The organism is Sphingomonas sp., from assembly GCF_025353885.1.
Classification (GTDB): Bacteria; Pseudomonadota; Alphaproteobacteria; order Sphingomonadales; family Sphingomonadaceae; genus Sphingomonas_O.
Map to the genome: position 1 here is coordinate 1 of NZ_JANXNX010000036.1, position 15,700 is coordinate 15,700.

A 15,700-nucleotide genomic window follows, 5' to 3' on the forward strand; every position below is an offset into this window, starting at 1 on the left:
GGGGCCCCCCCTTCGTTCATTCGCCCAGCGGCGAAAACCTAGGCGCGGCGTATTTCCACAGTTGCAATCGCGGCAAGCGATCGATGACGATCGACATCGCGACAGCCGCTGGCCAGGACCAGGTTCGCGCGCTGGCCGCGGGGGCCGACGTGGTCATCGAAAACTACAAGGTCGGCGGTCTGGCGCGGTACGGCCTCGACTATCCCGGCCTCAGCGCGATCAATCCCGCGCTGGTCTATTGCTCGATCACCGGCTTTGGCCAGACCGGGCCCTATGCCGATCGACCGGGCTATGACTTCATCGTCCAGGGCATGGCGGGCATGATGTCGATCTCGGGCGAGCCCGACGGCCCACCACAAAAAGGTGGCGTGGCCTATGCCGACATATTGACCGGGGTTTACGCTACGGTTGCCGTGCTGGCGGCGCTGCGCGAGCGCGACCGGAGTGGCAAGGGCGCTCATGTCGATATGGCACTGCTCGATACATTGGTGTCGGTGCTCGGAAACCAGGCCCTCAACTGGATGGTCAGCGGCGTTCCCCCGCGCCGCATGGGCAATGGGCATATCAACCTGGTACCCTACCAATCATTTCCGTGCAGCGATGGCGACGTAATCATCGCCGTCGGCAACGACCGCCAGTTCGCGCGGCTGTGCGCCTTGCTCGATGTCCGGACGCTTGCCGATGACGCGCGGTTTCGGGAGAATCCCGGTCGGGTCCAGCACCGGGCGGAACTGGTCCCGCTGCTGGAGACGCTGACGAGGGGCTGGCAAGCGGTCGACCTCTACGCCGCGCTGCAGGCGCATTCGATCCCGGCCGGGCCTATCAACCGGATCGATCAGGCATTTGCCGACCCGCAGGTGATAGCGCGCGGGATGGCGATCGAGGTCGAGGATTTGGACGGGTTGCTGCCGGGCCTGGCACAGCCGATCGTGATCGATGGCGTCCGTCCGGGATCATTGCAGGCGGCTCCCCGGCTGGACGGCGACAACGACGCCGACTGGGCTCCTCGCTGATCGCCTGTCAGGCAAACTCCTCGGTGTCGATCGTCTTTTGCTGCGCGTCGGGATAGCGCGCACCGGCAACGCTGTCCCGATTGATGAGCGCGTCCACGCGCACAATGGTCTCGTCATTGGGACGCCAGTCGTGCCGGGCGATATTTTCCTCGAGATGGGCAATCGACGCGGTGCCGGGGATGGCAACAACATGATCGCCCCGTGCCAGCACCCAGCCCAGCGCCAACTGCGCCGGGGTGACACCTGCCTCCTTCGCAATCTCCGCAAAGGCATCGATCAGGGCGAGGTTGCGTTGCCAGTTCTGTCCCGTGAAGCGCGGCCAGCTCTTGCGCAGATCACCGTCGGGCAGGGTTTCCGGATCACGCAACAGGCCGCAAAGCGAACCGCGACCGACCGGTGAAAAAGCGACGAATGTGGTACCGAGTTCGCGACATGCGTCCAGTACCGCAATCTCTGGATTGCGGGTCTGCGGTGAATATTCGGTCTGCATGGCAGCGATCGGATGGACCGCCGACGCCTTGCGCAGCGTCTGCGCTGACATCTCCGAAAGGCCGATGCTCCCGATCTTACCCGCCTTCACGGCATCGGCCAGCGCGCCAATCGAATCTTCGATAGGGATATTGAAATCGCGCCGGTGGAGATAATAAAGATCGATATGGTCGGTCTGTAGTAGCTTCAGGCTTTCCTCGAGCGCGGTGCGGATCGTTTCCGGGCGACAGTCGACTCGACGCTTTTCACCATCGACAATGATGCCAGTTTTGGAAGCCAAGAAAAATGATTTCCGGCGGCCGGCCAGGGCGTTTCCGATCAGCGTTTCATTCTGCCCGATGCCGTAGATGCGCGCGGTGTCGAGGTGATTATAACCGATGTCGAGCGCGCGATTGAGCAGTTTTGCGCCATCTTCCGGACTGGGGGGCACGTTATAAGCCCATGACAGCGACATGCAGCCAAGGCCGACCGGGTTGACGGATGCGCCGTTGATCGTCCGTGTCATCACAATTCCCCTCGATGCGGCCTGAGCGCTGCGCTGTAAGGAGCCGCCCTATCGAGGTCCAGCACCTAAAGCGGAAGCACTGGCTGGCCGAGATCGTTGGCCTGTTCCGCGCGCTGAATGCCCGAAAGAGTCAGTCCGAGCAGACGGATGCCTGTCGGGGTCGGCAACATCGTCTTCAGCAGTGTAATACCCGTGTCGCGAAAGCTGGCGGGTTGGTCGGGAATAACATTGGCCGTCCGCGCGCGGGTGATCGTCCGAAAATCAGCATATCTGATTTTCAGCGTTACCGTACCGCCGCGCGCCCGGTGGCGTTCGATCCGGGTCCAGGCCGCCTCCGCCACGCGGTCGAGTGCGGCCAGCAGCGCCACCGGGTCGGTCAGGTCTGTTTCAAACGTCCGCTCTGCACCGATCGACTTGGCAGCGCGGTGGGCGCGAACCGGGCGGTCGTCCTGCCCTCGGGCGGCGTTGTAAAGGTAGGACGCGCTGCTTCCAAAATGCACCTGCAGATAGTCGAGCGAGCGCATGCACAGATCGGCACCCGTATGAATTTCCAGTCGCTCCATCCGCGCGGCCGTTACCGGACCGACGCCGTGAAAGCGGCGAACTGGCAGGCTGGCGACAAAGGCCGCCCCGCTAGCCGGGGGTATGACGCACATCCCGTCGGGCTTGTTCTGGTCCGACGCCAGCTTGGCTATAAACTTGTTATACGAGACGCCAGCAGATGCGGTGAGACCCGTGACCGCGACGATGCGCGCGCGGATTTCCTGGGCCGTGGCGCGCGCAGACCCAATGCCCTGTCGGTCATCGCTGACGTCCAGATAGGCTTCGTCGAGCGAGAGCGGCTCGATCAAATCGGTGTATTCGGCAAAGATCTCGCGGATCTGCTGTGACACCGCCCGATAAGCCTCGAACCGGGGTGACACAAAGATCAGGTCGGGACATTGGCGCGCCGCGGTCACGGAGGGCATGGCCGACCTGACGCCAAAGACCCGCGCTTCATAGCTGGCGGCGGCGACGACCCCGCGCGCCCGGCTGCCACCAACGGCAACCGGCTTGCCCCGCAATTCAGGATTGTCGCGCTGTTCGACCGACGCGAAGAATGCATCCATGTCGATATGGATGATCTTGCGGACACGACCTGCCGCGATGCCTCCGCTCTCTGTCATCGAGTCGCAGTCTAGAGCCGTGATTATCTGAACGCCAGAACAAACCAGCAACAAAAGGTGTCAGACCTTGTCCGAATAGAGCATGCGTCCCGATCCCAGCAGTCCGATGACCTGTGGCAACATGTGCTCGGCAACCGCGAAACAGCCCTCACTGCGGCCAATCTTGCCCCAGGTGCTGATCTGGTTTTCGCTGACGTAGGGTGCGCCGTGGATGACGATTGCGCGCGGCTCAGCATTGTTGTTGTCGGGATCCAGTCCCTTCAAGCGCATGGCCTGGCCATGGACGCCGTTGTAGAATTCGCCAGTCATGTAGGAGCCCGAGGACGAGGCCAGCGAGTTCGGCTCGTTCGAGAACCGCTTCAGCCAGCCTGAATGGTCAGGGTCGGAACCGCGACCATGGGCGACCAGATACGACGACACTGTACCGCCCACCAGGTCGACAATATGAAACCTCAACTCGCGCGACGGACGTGAGAAATCTGCTATTCCCACACGGTCTCGCAACGCAAAACTATGGTGATGCCGGTCCAGCGCAGCCTTGGCACGGGCTAGCAGGACATCCTGCGTCGAACCCGTGGCCCATGCCTGCCGCGAGAACGCGAGCGCGATCCCGCCGACGGCGAGCGAAGCAAACTGACGTCTGTTCATCGGAAGTGTCATAACAGCTTTTGCATTAATCCCATATTACCCGCCCAATTCCAAAATCAGCGCCCGTTTCCGCTTTTCCAGTCGTCGATTACCGCCCGCGCAACGTTGGCAATGATCGCCTGGCGCTCGCTGATCGGACGTGAGCTTCGCGCGACCATGACGGCAACGGCATATATGTGCCCGTCGGGTGCGGTCAGCAGGCCGACGTCGTTGAAACCTGCGACCACACCGCCTAGTTCCTGGCCGGTCCCAGTTTTGTGCGCGAGCAGCCAGTCGGGCTCGATTGCTGCCTTCATGCGCGCACGCCCGGTCTTGCTGCGTTCCATCAGAGCCAGCAAATTCTGCGTGCCCGTCGGGGTCAATAATTCGCCCTGGACAAGCCGTGCCAAGGCGCCCGTGATCGCATTGGGTGCCGCCCCGTCGATCGGATTCTGGGCATAAGCCTCGATCGCCGCCCGTCGCTGGTCGACCGGGACGCTGGCACGCGCCTGTTCAAAGCCGTTGCCTGTCGCAAACGCCTGTCGCCAAGTCACCCCGGCGATGCCGCTTTGAAGCAGCCGCTCGCCCGGTCCGAACCGCACGTTGTCGATGCGCAAGCGGGTCAACATTGCGCGAATGGCAGTTGGGCCACCGACACGCCGAAGCAGCATGTCGTTCGCTGTATTGTCGCTCTGCGTCATTTCACGCTCAAGCAATTCCGATACCGTCGCGCGATAGCCCTGGTCGCCCACCAGCGCGCGGATCGGCTGGTGGAACAGTGTCAGGTCGTTGCGCGTCACGATCATCGCGTCGTCGGGCCGCAAGGCACCCCGGTCGATCGCGTCGAACACCGCCAGCGCGACCCACAGCTTGCTAACTGATTGTTGCGGGCACAGCCGGTCGCCGTTCCAAGAGGTCGACCAGCCTTCGCGGATATCACGGACCGAAATGGCGACACCGGGGCCAAAAGCCCGGCCCAACTCTGCAATTCGCGCCTGTATCCGCGCGGGAGCAGGACGTTTGGGGGCGGGTGCGACCGTCTGGTAAATTGGCGTCGAGCCGCCGCCGGGTAAAATCGACTGCGGACCGCGGTCGCCCGGCCGACCTCCATATTGCGCGCCACCCGACGCCGACCATGCCAGTGTCGCTGCCAGCGCCACCAGCAACGGAGGGATCATTCGGCGCGACAAACCTCTGCTCACTGCTTCTTTTCACCTTCACTGGACGCGACCGACTGATTGGGCGGCGGCAGTCGCGACGTCATGCCCGACGCATCGGCGTCTTCCTGCATCTGCTGATCTTCCGAAGTGCGATCGACCGCAGCTGCATCCGCTGTGTTGACGACAGGCGCGACGTTCAACGTCTCGGACGCTGGCGGGATTGCCTCAGGAGGTGTTTCTTCGAGCACCTGATTTTCAACGCTATTTTCGAGCGGGGGCGGGGACGGTTCGTTCGAACACGCTGAGAGTCCCAGCAACACCACAAAACCCAGCGGGGCGGCGACGCGCGCGATCCTTGAAATACTCGTCATGGTCTTACCCCCTGGACTGCCACCGTAATAGCCGCGCGTTTTGTCGATGCTTCGATCTTGCTGGCGAGTAATCTGTCCCATCCATAGGGATCGTCGCGGAAATTCATTTGCCCGTTACCGCTGGCAAATGCAGTCCAGTAAAGGAGATAGACGGCCACCTGTTGCGGCAGTGGGACGCGTTGAGTGGCACCGGCGTCGATCGCCGCCTGGATGGCACCGCCCGACCATTTCGGATCGTCTTTCAATACCAGTTCGGCCAGCGCGACCGGTTTTTCCAAGCGGACGCAGCCGTGGCTGGCCAGACGGCTATAGCTCGCGAACTTGGCTCGGCTAGGCGTGTCGTGAAGATAGACAGAAAAGTCATTGGCGAAATCGAATTTCAGGCGACCGAGCGCGCTGGTCGGGCCGGCCGCCTGTTGCAGCCGCTGGCCTGTCTCCGGTGTGCCGATGACCTTAAAACCATGCGCCGCCAAATATCCCTTGTTCGCGCGTTCCTTTGGCCACAACTCACGCGTCGCGATGGAGGTCGGCACGTTCCACGGCGGATTGATGACGATGCTGTGGATGTTTGACTGTAGCATCGGGGTTTCGTCACCCGGACGCCCGGTAACGGCGCGCATCGACGACACCGGACGGTCGCCCTCAAACACCGTCAGGACGGCAGCGGCGATGTTGACCTGGATCCGGTGGGTCGGCAGTTCGGCGGGAAGCCAGCGCCAGCGTTCCATGTTGGCCATGATCGCACCGATCCGGTCGTCCACATTGACGTTAAGCGCTGCCACCAAAGCGGCATCGGCGATCCCCGTCGGGTTCAGGCCATAGCGGCGTTGCGCGCGCTGCACGGCGTCGCGCAACGGGGCATCGAACGTGACTCCCTTCGCGACCACGTCGCGGTCCTCGAACCCAAGACGCGTCCGCAGCGCCGTCACGCGCGCGCCGGTCTGTCCAAAGGCGATGGCGGTACCGGCGGCGACCGTGTTCCAACCGCCGTTTTCCCGGATTGCCCGGTAATTGACCAGTCCACGCCGCAGCCCGTCGTAGCCCGAATAAGGTGGGGCAAGATTGGCGATCCAGTGTTGCAACTGGTTGCCGCGCACGGCATCGGCGAAGCTCGGCATCGGATCATAAGCAGCCGGTCGCAAAGCCCAGACCGTCAAGAAATCGGCAGTATCGAGCCGTCCGGTGTGGATGGCCCGCGCCCTGTCGAGCGCCTCGGCAACCAGAGCGTCACCGGTGAGCGTTGTGGTTGCTGCCGGGTTCGTCCGCGACAAGCCCGGCGCGGCCACGTCTGCCAGCCAGTCGGTCAACATGGCTTCCTGGCCCGCCGTGAGCCGGGGGGTGGGGATCGGGAGCAAGGTCGGTGCCACCGGTGGCTTGGTAACTGTCGGCGGAACGGCGTTGGGCAGAATGTTGGTTGGAGCGTTCTGCGCATGGGCACCGCCGACCAACGCAACCGAAGCCACTGTAAATGCAAAAAATGTCCGTTTCAAAATCATCAGTCCCGCATTTCTTCGACCAAGCCGTGAGTATTGCCATATCATGGCACATACCGGCTGTGAATCACATGAACGATACCGCTGTCCAGAGCGTCTTTGCACAATCGGCACCGAATTAGTGGGAAAAGCGCGACATTGCCGCCGTTCTCGGCTATGCGCGCCGACATGACAGAATTTGCTAACGTTCCACCGCTTCTCGCCGAAGCGCTCTCCGACCATGGCTATACCGCACCGACACCCGTCCAGGCTGCCGTGCTTGAACCCCAGGCCGAAGGACGCGATCTGATCGTTTCCGCGCAAACGGGATCGGGCAAGACCGTTGCTTTCGGGCTCGCCATGGCTGCCCAGATGCTCGACGACAACGGGCGCATCCCGTTTACGTTGAAGCCGCTCGCGCTGGTCATTGCACCGACGCGGGAACTGGCGCTCCAGGTCAGTCGCGAATTCATGTGGCTGTATGGCAAGGCCGGTGCCCGCATCGCGACCTGCGTCGGCGGCATGGATGCTTCGAAAGAGCGTCGCAACCTTTCGCATGGCGCGCATATCGTTGTCGGTACGCCCGGTCGTCTTCGCGATCACCTCGAGCGGGGCGCTCTCGATCTCAGCGCGCTAAAGGTCGCGGTGCTTGATGAAGCCGATGAAATGCTCGACATGGGTTTCCGTGAAGATCTTGAACAAATCCTCGACGCGTCGCCAAAAGAACGTCGCACCTTCATGTTCTCGGCAACGATGCCAAAGCCGATCGTGGCACTGGCCAAGCGTTACCAGAACGATGCGCTCCGCATCTCGACCGTTGGCGAAGATCGCGGCCATGGCGACATCAGTTATCGCGCCGTAACGGTCGCGCCGGCCGATATCGAACATGCCGTCGTCAATCTGCTGCGCTTTTACGAAGCCGAATCGGCGATGCTGTTTTGCGCAACCCGCGACAACGTCCGCCACCTTCATGCCAGCCTGATCGAGCGTGGCTTTGCGGCCGTCGCTCTGTCGGGTGAGCATAGCCAAAGCGAACGGAACCACGCGTTGCAGTCGCTGCGTGACCGTCGCGCGCGCGTTTGCGTAGCTACCGACGTCGCTGCGCGTGGTATCGATCTGCCGACGCTGTCGCTGGTCATCCACGTTGAACTGCCGCGCGATGGTGATGCCCTGAAGCATCGTTCGGGTCGGACCGGCCGTGCTGGTAAAAAAGGCACTGCTGTTCTGATCGTCCCGCATCCACGTCGTCGTCGCGTCGAAGCGATGCTGCGGGATGTGAAGATCACCGCAGAATGGACGCCAGCGCCGTCACCCGCCGACATCCGCAATAATGATCGTGAGCGTTTGCTCGTCGCTCTGATGGCGCCGGTCGAAGCCGATGAGGAGGATAAGGCGTTGGCCGCCCGCCTGATGGCCGAACGCACGCCCGAAGATATCGCAGCGGCGCTCGTCCAGGTCCATCGAGCAAAAATGCCGATCGTCGAGGAAATGCTGGATGCAACGGCACGGGGTCCGCGCGAAGACACGCGCGAGCAGGGGCCACGTCAGGGATTCGAGGACACCGTCTGGTTCTGCATGGACGTCGGCCGTCGCCAGAATGCCGATCCACGCTGGTTGCTGCCGCTGATCTGCCGTCGCGGCCACATCACGCGCACCGAAATTGGCGCAATTCGCATTGATGCAAGCGAAACCCTGTTCCAGATACCCCGCGCCGCCGCGTCACGTTTCAAGGATGCCCTGAAGCGTAGCGAAGGCACCGGTGATCCGGATGGCGAAGATGGTATTCGCATCGCCGAGCACACCGGCGCTCCACCATCGGACGACAAGTCGCATCGTCGCGGCGGTCCGTCGTCGGCCAATCATGGTGGGCCCGACCGCAGCGGTCAGAACCGCGGCGGCCCCAATCGTAGCGGACCTGCGGCTGGCCGCACCGGCAAGCCTCCATTCCGCGCCCGGCCCACCCAAAGTCGGTAATGAGTTGATGACCGGGATCGTCCGTATCCTCGTGGATGCCGACGCGTGCCCGGTTAAAGACGAAATCTACAAAGTGGCGTACCGGCTAAACGTGCCGGTCGTCATCGTGGCGAACAGTTATTTTCGGGTGCCTGCCCATCCGTTGATCGAGCGCGTCGTGGTCAGCGACGGGTTCGATGCCGCAGACGATTGGATCGCCGAACAGGCCGATGCAAAGTCGGTCGTTGTGACGGCGGATATATTATTGGCAGACCGTTGCATCAAAGCGGGTGGAACGGTGTTGTCCAACACCGGCAAACCCTTTACCGGCAATTCAATCGGCGGCGCCATCGCGACCCGGGCAATCATGGCCGACCTGCGCGCCGGGGGTGATATCATCGGCGGCCCCGCGCCGTTTTCGAATGCCGACAGATCGCGTTTCCTGTCGGCACTCGACGCGGCAATCATGCGGCTCAAACGGTGACGATTGGGCGCCAACAGTTGACATGAACGCCGACGCGTTCTTTCGAGGACATGATAAGGGAGAGCCGGTAAATGACCGCAAGCAGCTATGATGTATTGATAGTGGGTGCCGGGCACGGCGGCGCGCAGGCATCGATCGCGCTTCGGCAGGGTGGTTTTGCCGGCAGCATCGCTATGGTCACCGAAGAGGCTGACTTGCCCTATGAACGGCCACCGCTATCCAAGGAATATCTGGCAGGTGACAAACCGTTCGAGCGGATCATGATCCGGCCGACAGCATTCTGGTCGGAGCGCAATATCGACATCCTGACCGAGCGGCGTATCGAAAGGGTGGATCCTGTCGGGCATGTCGTGACCGATCATGCGGGAGCTACGATTGGCTACGGCAAGTTGATCTGGGCAACCGGCGGCCACGCGCGCAGGCTCAGCTGCGACGGCTTCGACCTGGCAGGGGTTCATGGCGTCCGTACACGAGCCGATGTCGACAGACTCGAACAGGAATTGCAGCACGCCGCCCGTGTCGTTGTGATCGGCGGTGGCTATATCGGTCTTGAAGCCGCAGCGGTCATGATCAAGTTCGAGAAATCGGTGACCGTGCTGGAGGCGATGGATCGGGTGCTGGCGCGTGTTGCCGGTGAGCCATTGTCGCGCTTCTACGAAGCCGAGCACCGCGCACACGGTGTCTTCGTCCATCTTGGCGTGGCGGTCGATTGCCTGGTCGGCGATGGGGTCAAGGTGACCGGCGTGAAACTGGCGGACGGCGAGATCCTGCCAGCCGAAATCGTCGTCGTCGGCATCGGCATCGTGCCGGCGGTCGAAGCCTTGATCGCGGCAGGGGCCAGAGGCGGAAACGGCGTCGATGTCGATGACCTGTGCCGGACCAGCCTCCCCGATGTGTATGCGATCGGCGATTGCGCGCGGCATGAAAATCATTTTGCGGACGGTGGGTGGATCCGGCTCGAGTCGGTCCAGAACGCTAATGACCAAGCGTCCACCGCAGCCAAGGATATCATCGGTGAGCCCAAGCCATATCACGCCGTCCCGTGGTTTTGGTCGAACCAGTATGATCTGCGCCTGCAGACTGTCGGCCTTTCGATTGGTTATGACGAGGTTGTCGTGCGCGGCGACATTGCCACGCGGTCGTTTTCGATCATCTATCTGCGACGTGGGCAGGTGATCGCGCTCGACTGCGTCAACGCGGTCAAGGATTATGTGCAAGGAAAGGCATTGGTGGTCGGTGGCCTCACCATCGCCAGCACGTTGCTTGCAGATACCACGATCCCCCTGAAATCGCATGTTGGAGCAGTGCCGTGAATGGACGATATGAAACCACCCTTTCGCTTCATATCGATGGCGAGTGGATCGGTGCTGATGGCAGGCAGACGCATGATGTCGTCGACCCGGCGACCGGGGATATTCTGGGCGCGCTGCCGATGGCGACCGCCGATGACCTCGACCGCGCGCTGGACGCATCGGCACGCGGCTATCGTATCTGGCGTGCAAAAACGGCTGACGAGCGCGGCGCCGTATTGAAGGCGGCGGCGCAGTTGTTGCGCGAACGGGCCGACAAGATTGCCACCATCGCGACGCTCGAGCAGGGCAAGCCCTTTGCTGAGGCTAAGGGCGAACTTGCCTATACTGCTGCCTTGGTCGATTGGTTCGCCGCCGAAGCCAAGCGTGTGTATGGCCGCGTCCTCCAGCGCCCAGCGGGGAGCCGCTCGATCGTGATCAAGGAACCGGTTGGTCCCGCCGTCGCCTTCTGTCCGTGGAATTTCCCCATCCTGAATCCGGCGCGAAAGATTGCACCCGCGCTTGCGGCCGGCTGTTCGATGATCGTCAAGCCGCCCGAGGAAGCCCCGGGTTCGGCCATCGAAGTCGTCCGCTGCTTCATGGATGCCGGATTGCCGAATGGGGTTCTCGGCATGGTGTTCGGCGTGCCCGATACCGTATCGCGCCACCTGATCGCATCCCCGATCATTCGCAAGATCAGCTTCACCGGGTCGGTTCCGGTCGGCAAACACCTGATGAAGCTCGCCGCCGACGGCATGAAGCGCACGACGATGGAGTTGGGCGGCCATTCACCGGTGCTGATCTTCGACGACTGCGATTTTGAAAAGACGGTGCCGATGCTCGCCGCCGCAAAGTTTCGCAACGCCGGACAGGTCTGCGTCTCGCCCACACGCTTTTATGTGCAGGAGGGCATCTACGACCGTTTTGCAAAAGCTTTCGTCAGCCATGTCGACACGATCAATCTGGGCAGCGGCCTTGACGCGACGACCGGGATGGGACCGCTGGCCAACCCGCGCCGGCCCGACGCCATCGAGGCGATGGTTCACGAAGCGACAGCCGTCGGTGCGCGTCTTGCCACAGGTGGAGAGCGGAGCGGCGGCGGCGGGTATTTCTATCGCCCGACGGTATTGCTCGATGTGCCCCTCGAAGCGCGCATCATGAACGAGGAACCGTTCGGCCCCGTCGCGATGATGCGTCCGTTCAAGTCGCTGGACGACGCGGTCGAACAGGCGAACCGCTTGCCCTTTGGCCTCGCTGCATATTGTTTCACCGAAAATGGCCGTCGCCAGTTGCTGCTGGGCGATGCGATCGAAAGCGGGATGATCGGTATCAATACCGTCGGCATGAGCGCGGTTGATGCGCCCTTCGGTGGCGTCAAGGATTCAGGGCATGGATCGGAAGACGGCCCCGAAGGTCTGGATGCTTTCCTCGTAACCAAGACAATTCATCAGCTTTGATCGATCACAGGTCCGGCAGCTTCTGGTCCGCCCGACCCCAGCCTGCAAGGTCCTTGGACCCCGCGCGTTCGATCAGTTCGTCGGCATCGCCGATATGCCACCGCGCCGCGCCCTTTAGCCTGGGCAATTCGTCCCATGTGATCGGAACGGCAACCGGGGCGGCGGGCCGTGCGCGCGCGCTGTAAGGCATGACGGCCGTCGCGCCACGCTGGTTACGCAGATAGTCGATGAAAATCCGGCCGGTGCGCTTTGCCTTGGCTAGCGCGGCGGTAAACTTTTCAGGCTGGGACTGGGCAACGGCACTGGCGAAGCGGTGCGCGAAATCCTTGACCCCAGGCCATTCCGCCTCCGGCGTCAGTGGCGTGATAACATGGACGCCCTTGCCGCCGGTCACCATCGGGAACGTCACCAGCCCCATTTCGGCAAGCAGGTCACGCATGTGAAACGCGGCCGCGATAACGTCCTTGAACTCCAGCCCCTCATCGGGATCAAGGTCGAAGACGAGCCGGTCGGCTTTCTCGACATCTTCGATCCGCGCGCCCCAACCATGGAATTCGATCGTTCCCATCTGGACGCAGGTCAGCAGGCCGTCGGCATTATCGACAAAGAGATAGGGTTCCTGATGACCGTCACGTTCGGTGATCGCGACCTGTTTTACGTTTTGCCCGAAAACGCCCGCGTCGTGTTTCTGGAAGAAACATTTCTTGCCGCGACCTTGTGGACAGCGGACGAGGCTGATCGGTCGGTTGCCCGACCATGGCAGCATGATTTCTGAAACCGCCTGGTAATAGTCCGCCAGCTGCCCCTTGGTCTGGCCCGATTCCGGGAAGATGACGCGGTCTGGATTGGTGATGTTGACCTTCAACTTGAGGGGGGAAACACCTTGTTCGCTGATCTCAACGGGTTTTTCCAACACGACCGCTTCGGCCCTTTTGTCTTCTCGCAAGCCGATATAGCTGGGGTGGCGCAGGACGCCTTCGGCGGTGAATTCGGTGAAGGCGACTTCGGCCACGAGCTTTGGCTTTACCCAACGTGCGCCACGAACGGCGGCGGCGGGGGCTTTTACGGTCGCTGTCGGGACTTCGATCGGGGCCATCAATTGCAGCAGCTTCTCCATCTCGTCGGACGAAAAGCCGGTTCCCGCCTTGCCTGCATAGCGCATTCCATCGCTCTCGTTCACGCCGAGCAGCAGCGACCGGAACCCGCGGGTCTTGTCACTCGGCAGCCATCCGACAATGACGAACTCCTGCCGCTTGATGCACTTGGTCTTCAGCCAGCTCGACGACCGCGATCCGGAATAAGGTGAGTCCGCGCGTTTTGAGATGACGCCTTCCAGCCCCGCCTCGCAGAAACTGCTGAACAATTGCTCGCCCTTGCCGACGATATGGTCGGAATAGCGAATGCGATCGGTGCCGCCGCCGACCAGTTGGGCGAGCTTTACCTTCCGGTCGAGGAGTGGGAGTTTGGTCAGGTCCTCGCCATCGAGTTCGAGCAGGTCGAAGGCGTAATAGATGATAGCCGATCGGTCGTCCTTGAGCGCGGCCTGTAGCCCCTGAAAGCTGGTCTTGCCAATGGCGTCGAGGACGACAGCTTCGCCATCGAACAGCGCCGATCCTGCAAGCGTGGCCGCATCGTCGACGATGCCCTGAAAGCGGTCGGTCCAGTCGAGGCCCGATCGGGTATAGGCTTTGCCGCCTCCTGCGCCGATCGAGATCAGGGTGCGGTAGCCGTCATATTTCATTTCGTGAACCCACCGGTCTCCGGCAGGCACGGCGTCGACCAGTGTCGCCAGCTGAACGGCCCGAAATGGCGGGGCTTTTGCTAACTTTTTGCCCGGTTTGGCGGTCGGAAAGCGTTTCTTGGTTGGCTCGGCCACCACCTTGCCTGCGGCAATTTCCTCCATTGTGCGCCCCGTTTTCACGCTGGTCAGTTCGCGCGTCACCAGATCGTCAGATCCGCCGACATGGTCATCGGCAATCTTTCGAAGCAGCCAATTCTCACTCTTCTCCTTGCCGCGTGGTTTCAGGCGGATCATCAGCCATTCGCCCTTCATCCGGTGGCCGTGGAGGAAGAAGTGGAGGTGCCCTTCGACGATCGTCTTGCGCGGATCCTTGCCGGGCAGCGATTCCCAGGTTCCATCGTCCCACAGCATGACGGTGCCCCCGCCGTACTCGCCCTTTGGGATCGTGCCTTCGAAACTTGCATAGTCGAGCGGGTGGTCTTCGGTGCGGACGGCGAGGCGCTTGTCATCGGGGTCGAGGCTGGGGCCGCGCGTGACCGCCCAGCTCCACAACACGCCGTCCATTTCCAGCCGGAAGTCGTAATGGAGGCGGGAGGCGGCGTGCTTCTGGACAATAAAGTGGTTGCCGGTCGGGGAGGGCGTGCCGCCCGAGGGCTCGGCTGTCTTCTTGAAGTCACGCTTGGCGTGGTAGCGGGATAACGCCGCTTCGGAGCCTGCCTCTTTCGCTTTAACCTTTGCCGGAGCACGCGCCATCGTCAGGCGCGTTTCTTGGCAGGCGCTTTAGCGACAGGCTTTGCGGCCGGCTTTTTTGCTGGAGCCTTTGCGGCCGCGGCCTGCTTGCTTGGCCCATCCAGCGACTTCTTCAACGCGGCCATCAGGTCGATGACGTTGGAGCCGCTTTTCGCCGGTCCATCATCGTTTTCGATAGTGATGGTCTTGCCCTTTTTCTTGCGCTCAATGAGGTCGCGGAGGGCATCGACATAGCGGTCGTGGAAATCGCTGGCGTCGAACTTGCCCGATTTCTTGTCGATCAAAGTATTGGCCAGGTCGAGCAGATCTTCGTCGGGCGTGGTGTCGGGAATGTCGCGGAAGTAGCTCGCCGCTTTGTGCACCTCGTCGGAATAGCGCAGCGTTTCCATGACGATGCCACGCCCGCATGGTTTCAGACTCACGACATATTCGCGGCCGCGCATGGCGAGCTGACCCAGGCCGATCTTGTGCGCGCGGCGCAGGGCTTCGCGCAACACGATGAACGCTTCTTCGGCCAGGTCGTCGGCGGGGACGACGTAATAGGGCTTTTCGAAATAGATCGCGTCGATGTCCTTGCTGTCGACAAACTGGGTCAGCTCGAGCGTCTTCTTGCTCTCCAGCTTGACGCCCTCGATCTCTTTTTCTTCGAGCAGGACATATTCGCCCTTTTCATATTCGAAGCCCTTGATAATCTTGTCGACATCGACCGGGCCGATGCCCGGCACGGTCTTTTCGTACTTGATGCGCTGACCGGTGGGTTCGTAAATCTGGTGAAACGCCACCGCCGCGCCGCTCTTGGTCGCGGAAAATATTTCAACGGGAATGGAGACGAGCGCAAGCCGGATCTGTCCGCGCCAATAGGGTCGTGCCGCCATCTCGTTTTTCCTGTGTGGGTTCGTTACAGGGTTGAATGTTTGGAGGGCGGGGGTGTTCCAAACAGAGCGATCTGACGAATTATTTTGGTTTCGCCGATCTTAATAGTCTGTGGTAATATCGTCACAGATACGCACCCATCGCGGCAAAGTCATCGAAACGTCACAGAGTTGTAAGATCACTGTCATGTGACACTCTTATCGGCGCCTCAGAGTTAGTATCTGGGGTTGATTTTACATGACAAAATTTATGGCGCGCACCTTTCTTCTGGCCAGCGCAGCCGTCACTGCAGGCATGATGCCTGCCGAAATTGCCTACGCAGCTGAAGCGCCAGCCGCCGACGCGACAGC

13 protein-coding genes are annotated in these 15,700 nt (G+C 61.6%); 5 read left to right on the forward strand and 8 right to left on the reverse strand.

Annotated elements, in window-relative coordinates:
• A partial coding sequence (locus tag Q0R02_RS04070; RefSeq protein ID WP_293881090.1) for a CaiB/BaiF CoA-transferase family protein occupies window positions 1-1,013 on the forward strand: 1,013 nt, incomplete at its 5' end.
• A gap of 7 nt (window positions 1,014-1,020) precedes the next feature.
• Here Q0R02_RS04070 and Q0R02_RS04075 read toward each other — a convergent pair.
• From Q0R02_RS04075 to Q0R02_RS04100, 6 genes are all read right to left on the reverse strand, one after another.
• Complete coding sequence (locus Q0R02_RS04075) at window positions 1,021-2,007, reverse strand: aldo/keto reductase (RefSeq protein ID WP_293881092.1); 987 nt, start codon at window positions 2,005-2,007, stop codon at window positions 1,021-1,023.
• A 65-nt stretch (window positions 2,008-2,072) separates the two neighbouring features.
• On the reverse strand, window positions 2,073-3,173 hold the full coding sequence (gene dinB, locus Q0R02_RS04080) for a DNA polymerase IV (protein ID WP_293881094.1): 1,101 nt from the start codon (window positions 3,171-3,173) through the stop codon (window positions 2,073-2,075).
• A gap of 60 nt (window positions 3,174-3,233) precedes the next feature.
• Window positions 3,234-3,821, reverse strand: coding sequence for a murein L,D-transpeptidase catalytic domain family protein (locus Q0R02_RS04085; protein WP_293881096.1), 588 nt, complete (start codon window positions 3,819-3,821; stop codon window positions 3,234-3,236).
• Between the two features lie 56 nt (window positions 3,822-3,877).
• Window positions 3,878-4,978 carry a serine hydrolase gene (locus Q0R02_RS04090; protein WP_293881098.1) on the reverse strand — a complete coding sequence of 367 codons (1,101 nt, stop codon included), beginning with the start codon at window positions 4,976-4,978 and terminating at the stop codon, window positions 3,878-3,880.
• 20 nt (window positions 4,979-4,998) lie between these two features.
• Complete coding sequence (locus tag Q0R02_RS04095) at window positions 4,999-5,331, reverse strand: hypothetical protein (RefSeq protein WP_293881100.1); 333 nt, start codon at window positions 5,329-5,331, stop codon at window positions 4,999-5,001.
• Window positions 5,328-6,737 (reverse strand): L,D-transpeptidase family protein, encoded by a 1,410-nt coding sequence (locus Q0R02_RS04100; protein WP_293881113.1) that lies wholly within the window; start codon window positions 6,735-6,737, stop codon window positions 5,328-5,330. Before Q0R02_RS04100 ends, Q0R02_RS04095 begins: the two co-directional genes overlap by 4 nt.
• Before the next feature lie 255 nt (window positions 6,738-6,992).
• Between Q0R02_RS04100 and Q0R02_RS04105 the strand changes: the two genes are divergently transcribed.
• From Q0R02_RS04105 to Q0R02_RS04120, 4 genes are all read left to right on the forward strand, one after another.
• On the forward strand, window positions 6,993-8,777 hold the full coding sequence (locus Q0R02_RS04105) for a DEAD/DEAH box helicase (RefSeq protein WP_293881102.1): 1,785 nt from the start codon (window positions 6,993-6,995) through the stop codon (window positions 8,775-8,777).
• Between the two features lie 7 nt (window positions 8,778-8,784).
• Window positions 8,785-9,240 carry a YaiI/YqxD family protein gene (locus Q0R02_RS04110; protein WP_293881104.1) on the forward strand — a complete coding sequence of 152 codons (456 nt, stop codon included), beginning with the start codon at window positions 8,785-8,787 and terminating at the stop codon, window positions 9,238-9,240.
• Window positions 9,241-9,311: 71 nt separating this feature from the next.
• Window positions 9,312-10,553: an FAD-dependent oxidoreductase gene (locus Q0R02_RS04115; protein WP_293881106.1), complete on the forward strand. Its 1,242-nt coding sequence runs from the start codon at window positions 9,312-9,314 to the stop codon at window positions 10,551-10,553.
• Complete coding sequence (locus Q0R02_RS04120; protein WP_293881108.1) at window positions 10,550-11,986, forward strand: NAD-dependent succinate-semialdehyde dehydrogenase; 1,437 nt, start codon at window positions 10,550-10,552, stop codon at window positions 11,984-11,986. Before Q0R02_RS04115 ends, Q0R02_RS04120 begins: the two co-directional genes overlap by 4 nt.
• A gap of 4 nt (window positions 11,987-11,990) precedes the next feature.
• Here Q0R02_RS04120 and ligD read toward each other — a convergent pair whose 3' ends face one another.
• Window positions 11,991-14,480, reverse strand: coding sequence for a DNA ligase D (gene ligD / locus Q0R02_RS04125; protein WP_293881109.1), 2,490 nt, complete (start codon window positions 14,478-14,480; stop codon window positions 11,991-11,993).
• A 2-nt stretch (window positions 14,481-14,482) separates the two neighbouring features.
• Window positions 14,483-15,352, reverse strand: a complete 870-nt coding sequence (locus tag Q0R02_RS04130; RefSeq protein WP_293881111.1) for a Ku protein — start codon at window positions 15,350-15,352, stop codon at window positions 14,483-14,485.
• Between the last annotated feature and the right edge of the window lie 348 nt (window positions 15,353-15,700).

Coding starts and splice junctions, on each gene's coding strand:
- Q0R02_RS04075 (WP_293881092.1), bottom strand. CDS start 2,007: ATGACACGGACGATCAACGGCGCATCCGTCAACCCGGTCGGCCTTGGC.
- dinB (WP_293881094.1), bottom strand. CDS start 3,173: ATGACAGAGAGCGGAGGCATCGCGGCAGGTCGTGTCCGCAAGATCATC.
- Q0R02_RS04085 (WP_293881096.1), bottom strand. CDS start 3,821: ATGAACAGACGTCAGTTTGCTTCGCTCGCCGTCGGCGGGATCGCGCTC.
- Q0R02_RS04090 (WP_293881098.1), bottom strand. CDS start 4,978: ATGATCCCTCCGTTGCTGGTGGCGCTGGCAGCGACACTGGCATGGTCG.
- Q0R02_RS04095 (WP_293881100.1), bottom strand. CDS start 5,331: ATGACGAGTATTTCAAGGATCGCGCGCGTCGCCGCCCCGCTGGGTTTT.
- Q0R02_RS04105 (WP_293881102.1), top strand. CDS start 6,993: ATGACAGAATTTGCTAACGTTCCACCGCTTCTCGCCGAAGCGCTCTCC.
- Q0R02_RS04110 (WP_293881104.1), top strand. CDS start 8,785: ATGACCGGGATCGTCCGTATCCTCGTGGATGCCGACGCGTGCCCGGTT.
- Q0R02_RS04115 (WP_293881106.1), top strand. CDS start 9,312: ATGACCGCAAGCAGCTATGATGTATTGATAGTGGGTGCCGGGCACGGC.
- ligD (WP_293881109.1), bottom strand. CDS start 14,480: ATGGCGCGTGCTCCGGCAAAGGTTAAAGCGAAAGAGGCAGGCTCCGAA.
- Q0R02_RS04130 (WP_293881111.1), bottom strand. CDS start 15,352: ATGGCGGCACGACCCTATTGGCGCGGACAGATCCGGCTTGCGCTCGTC.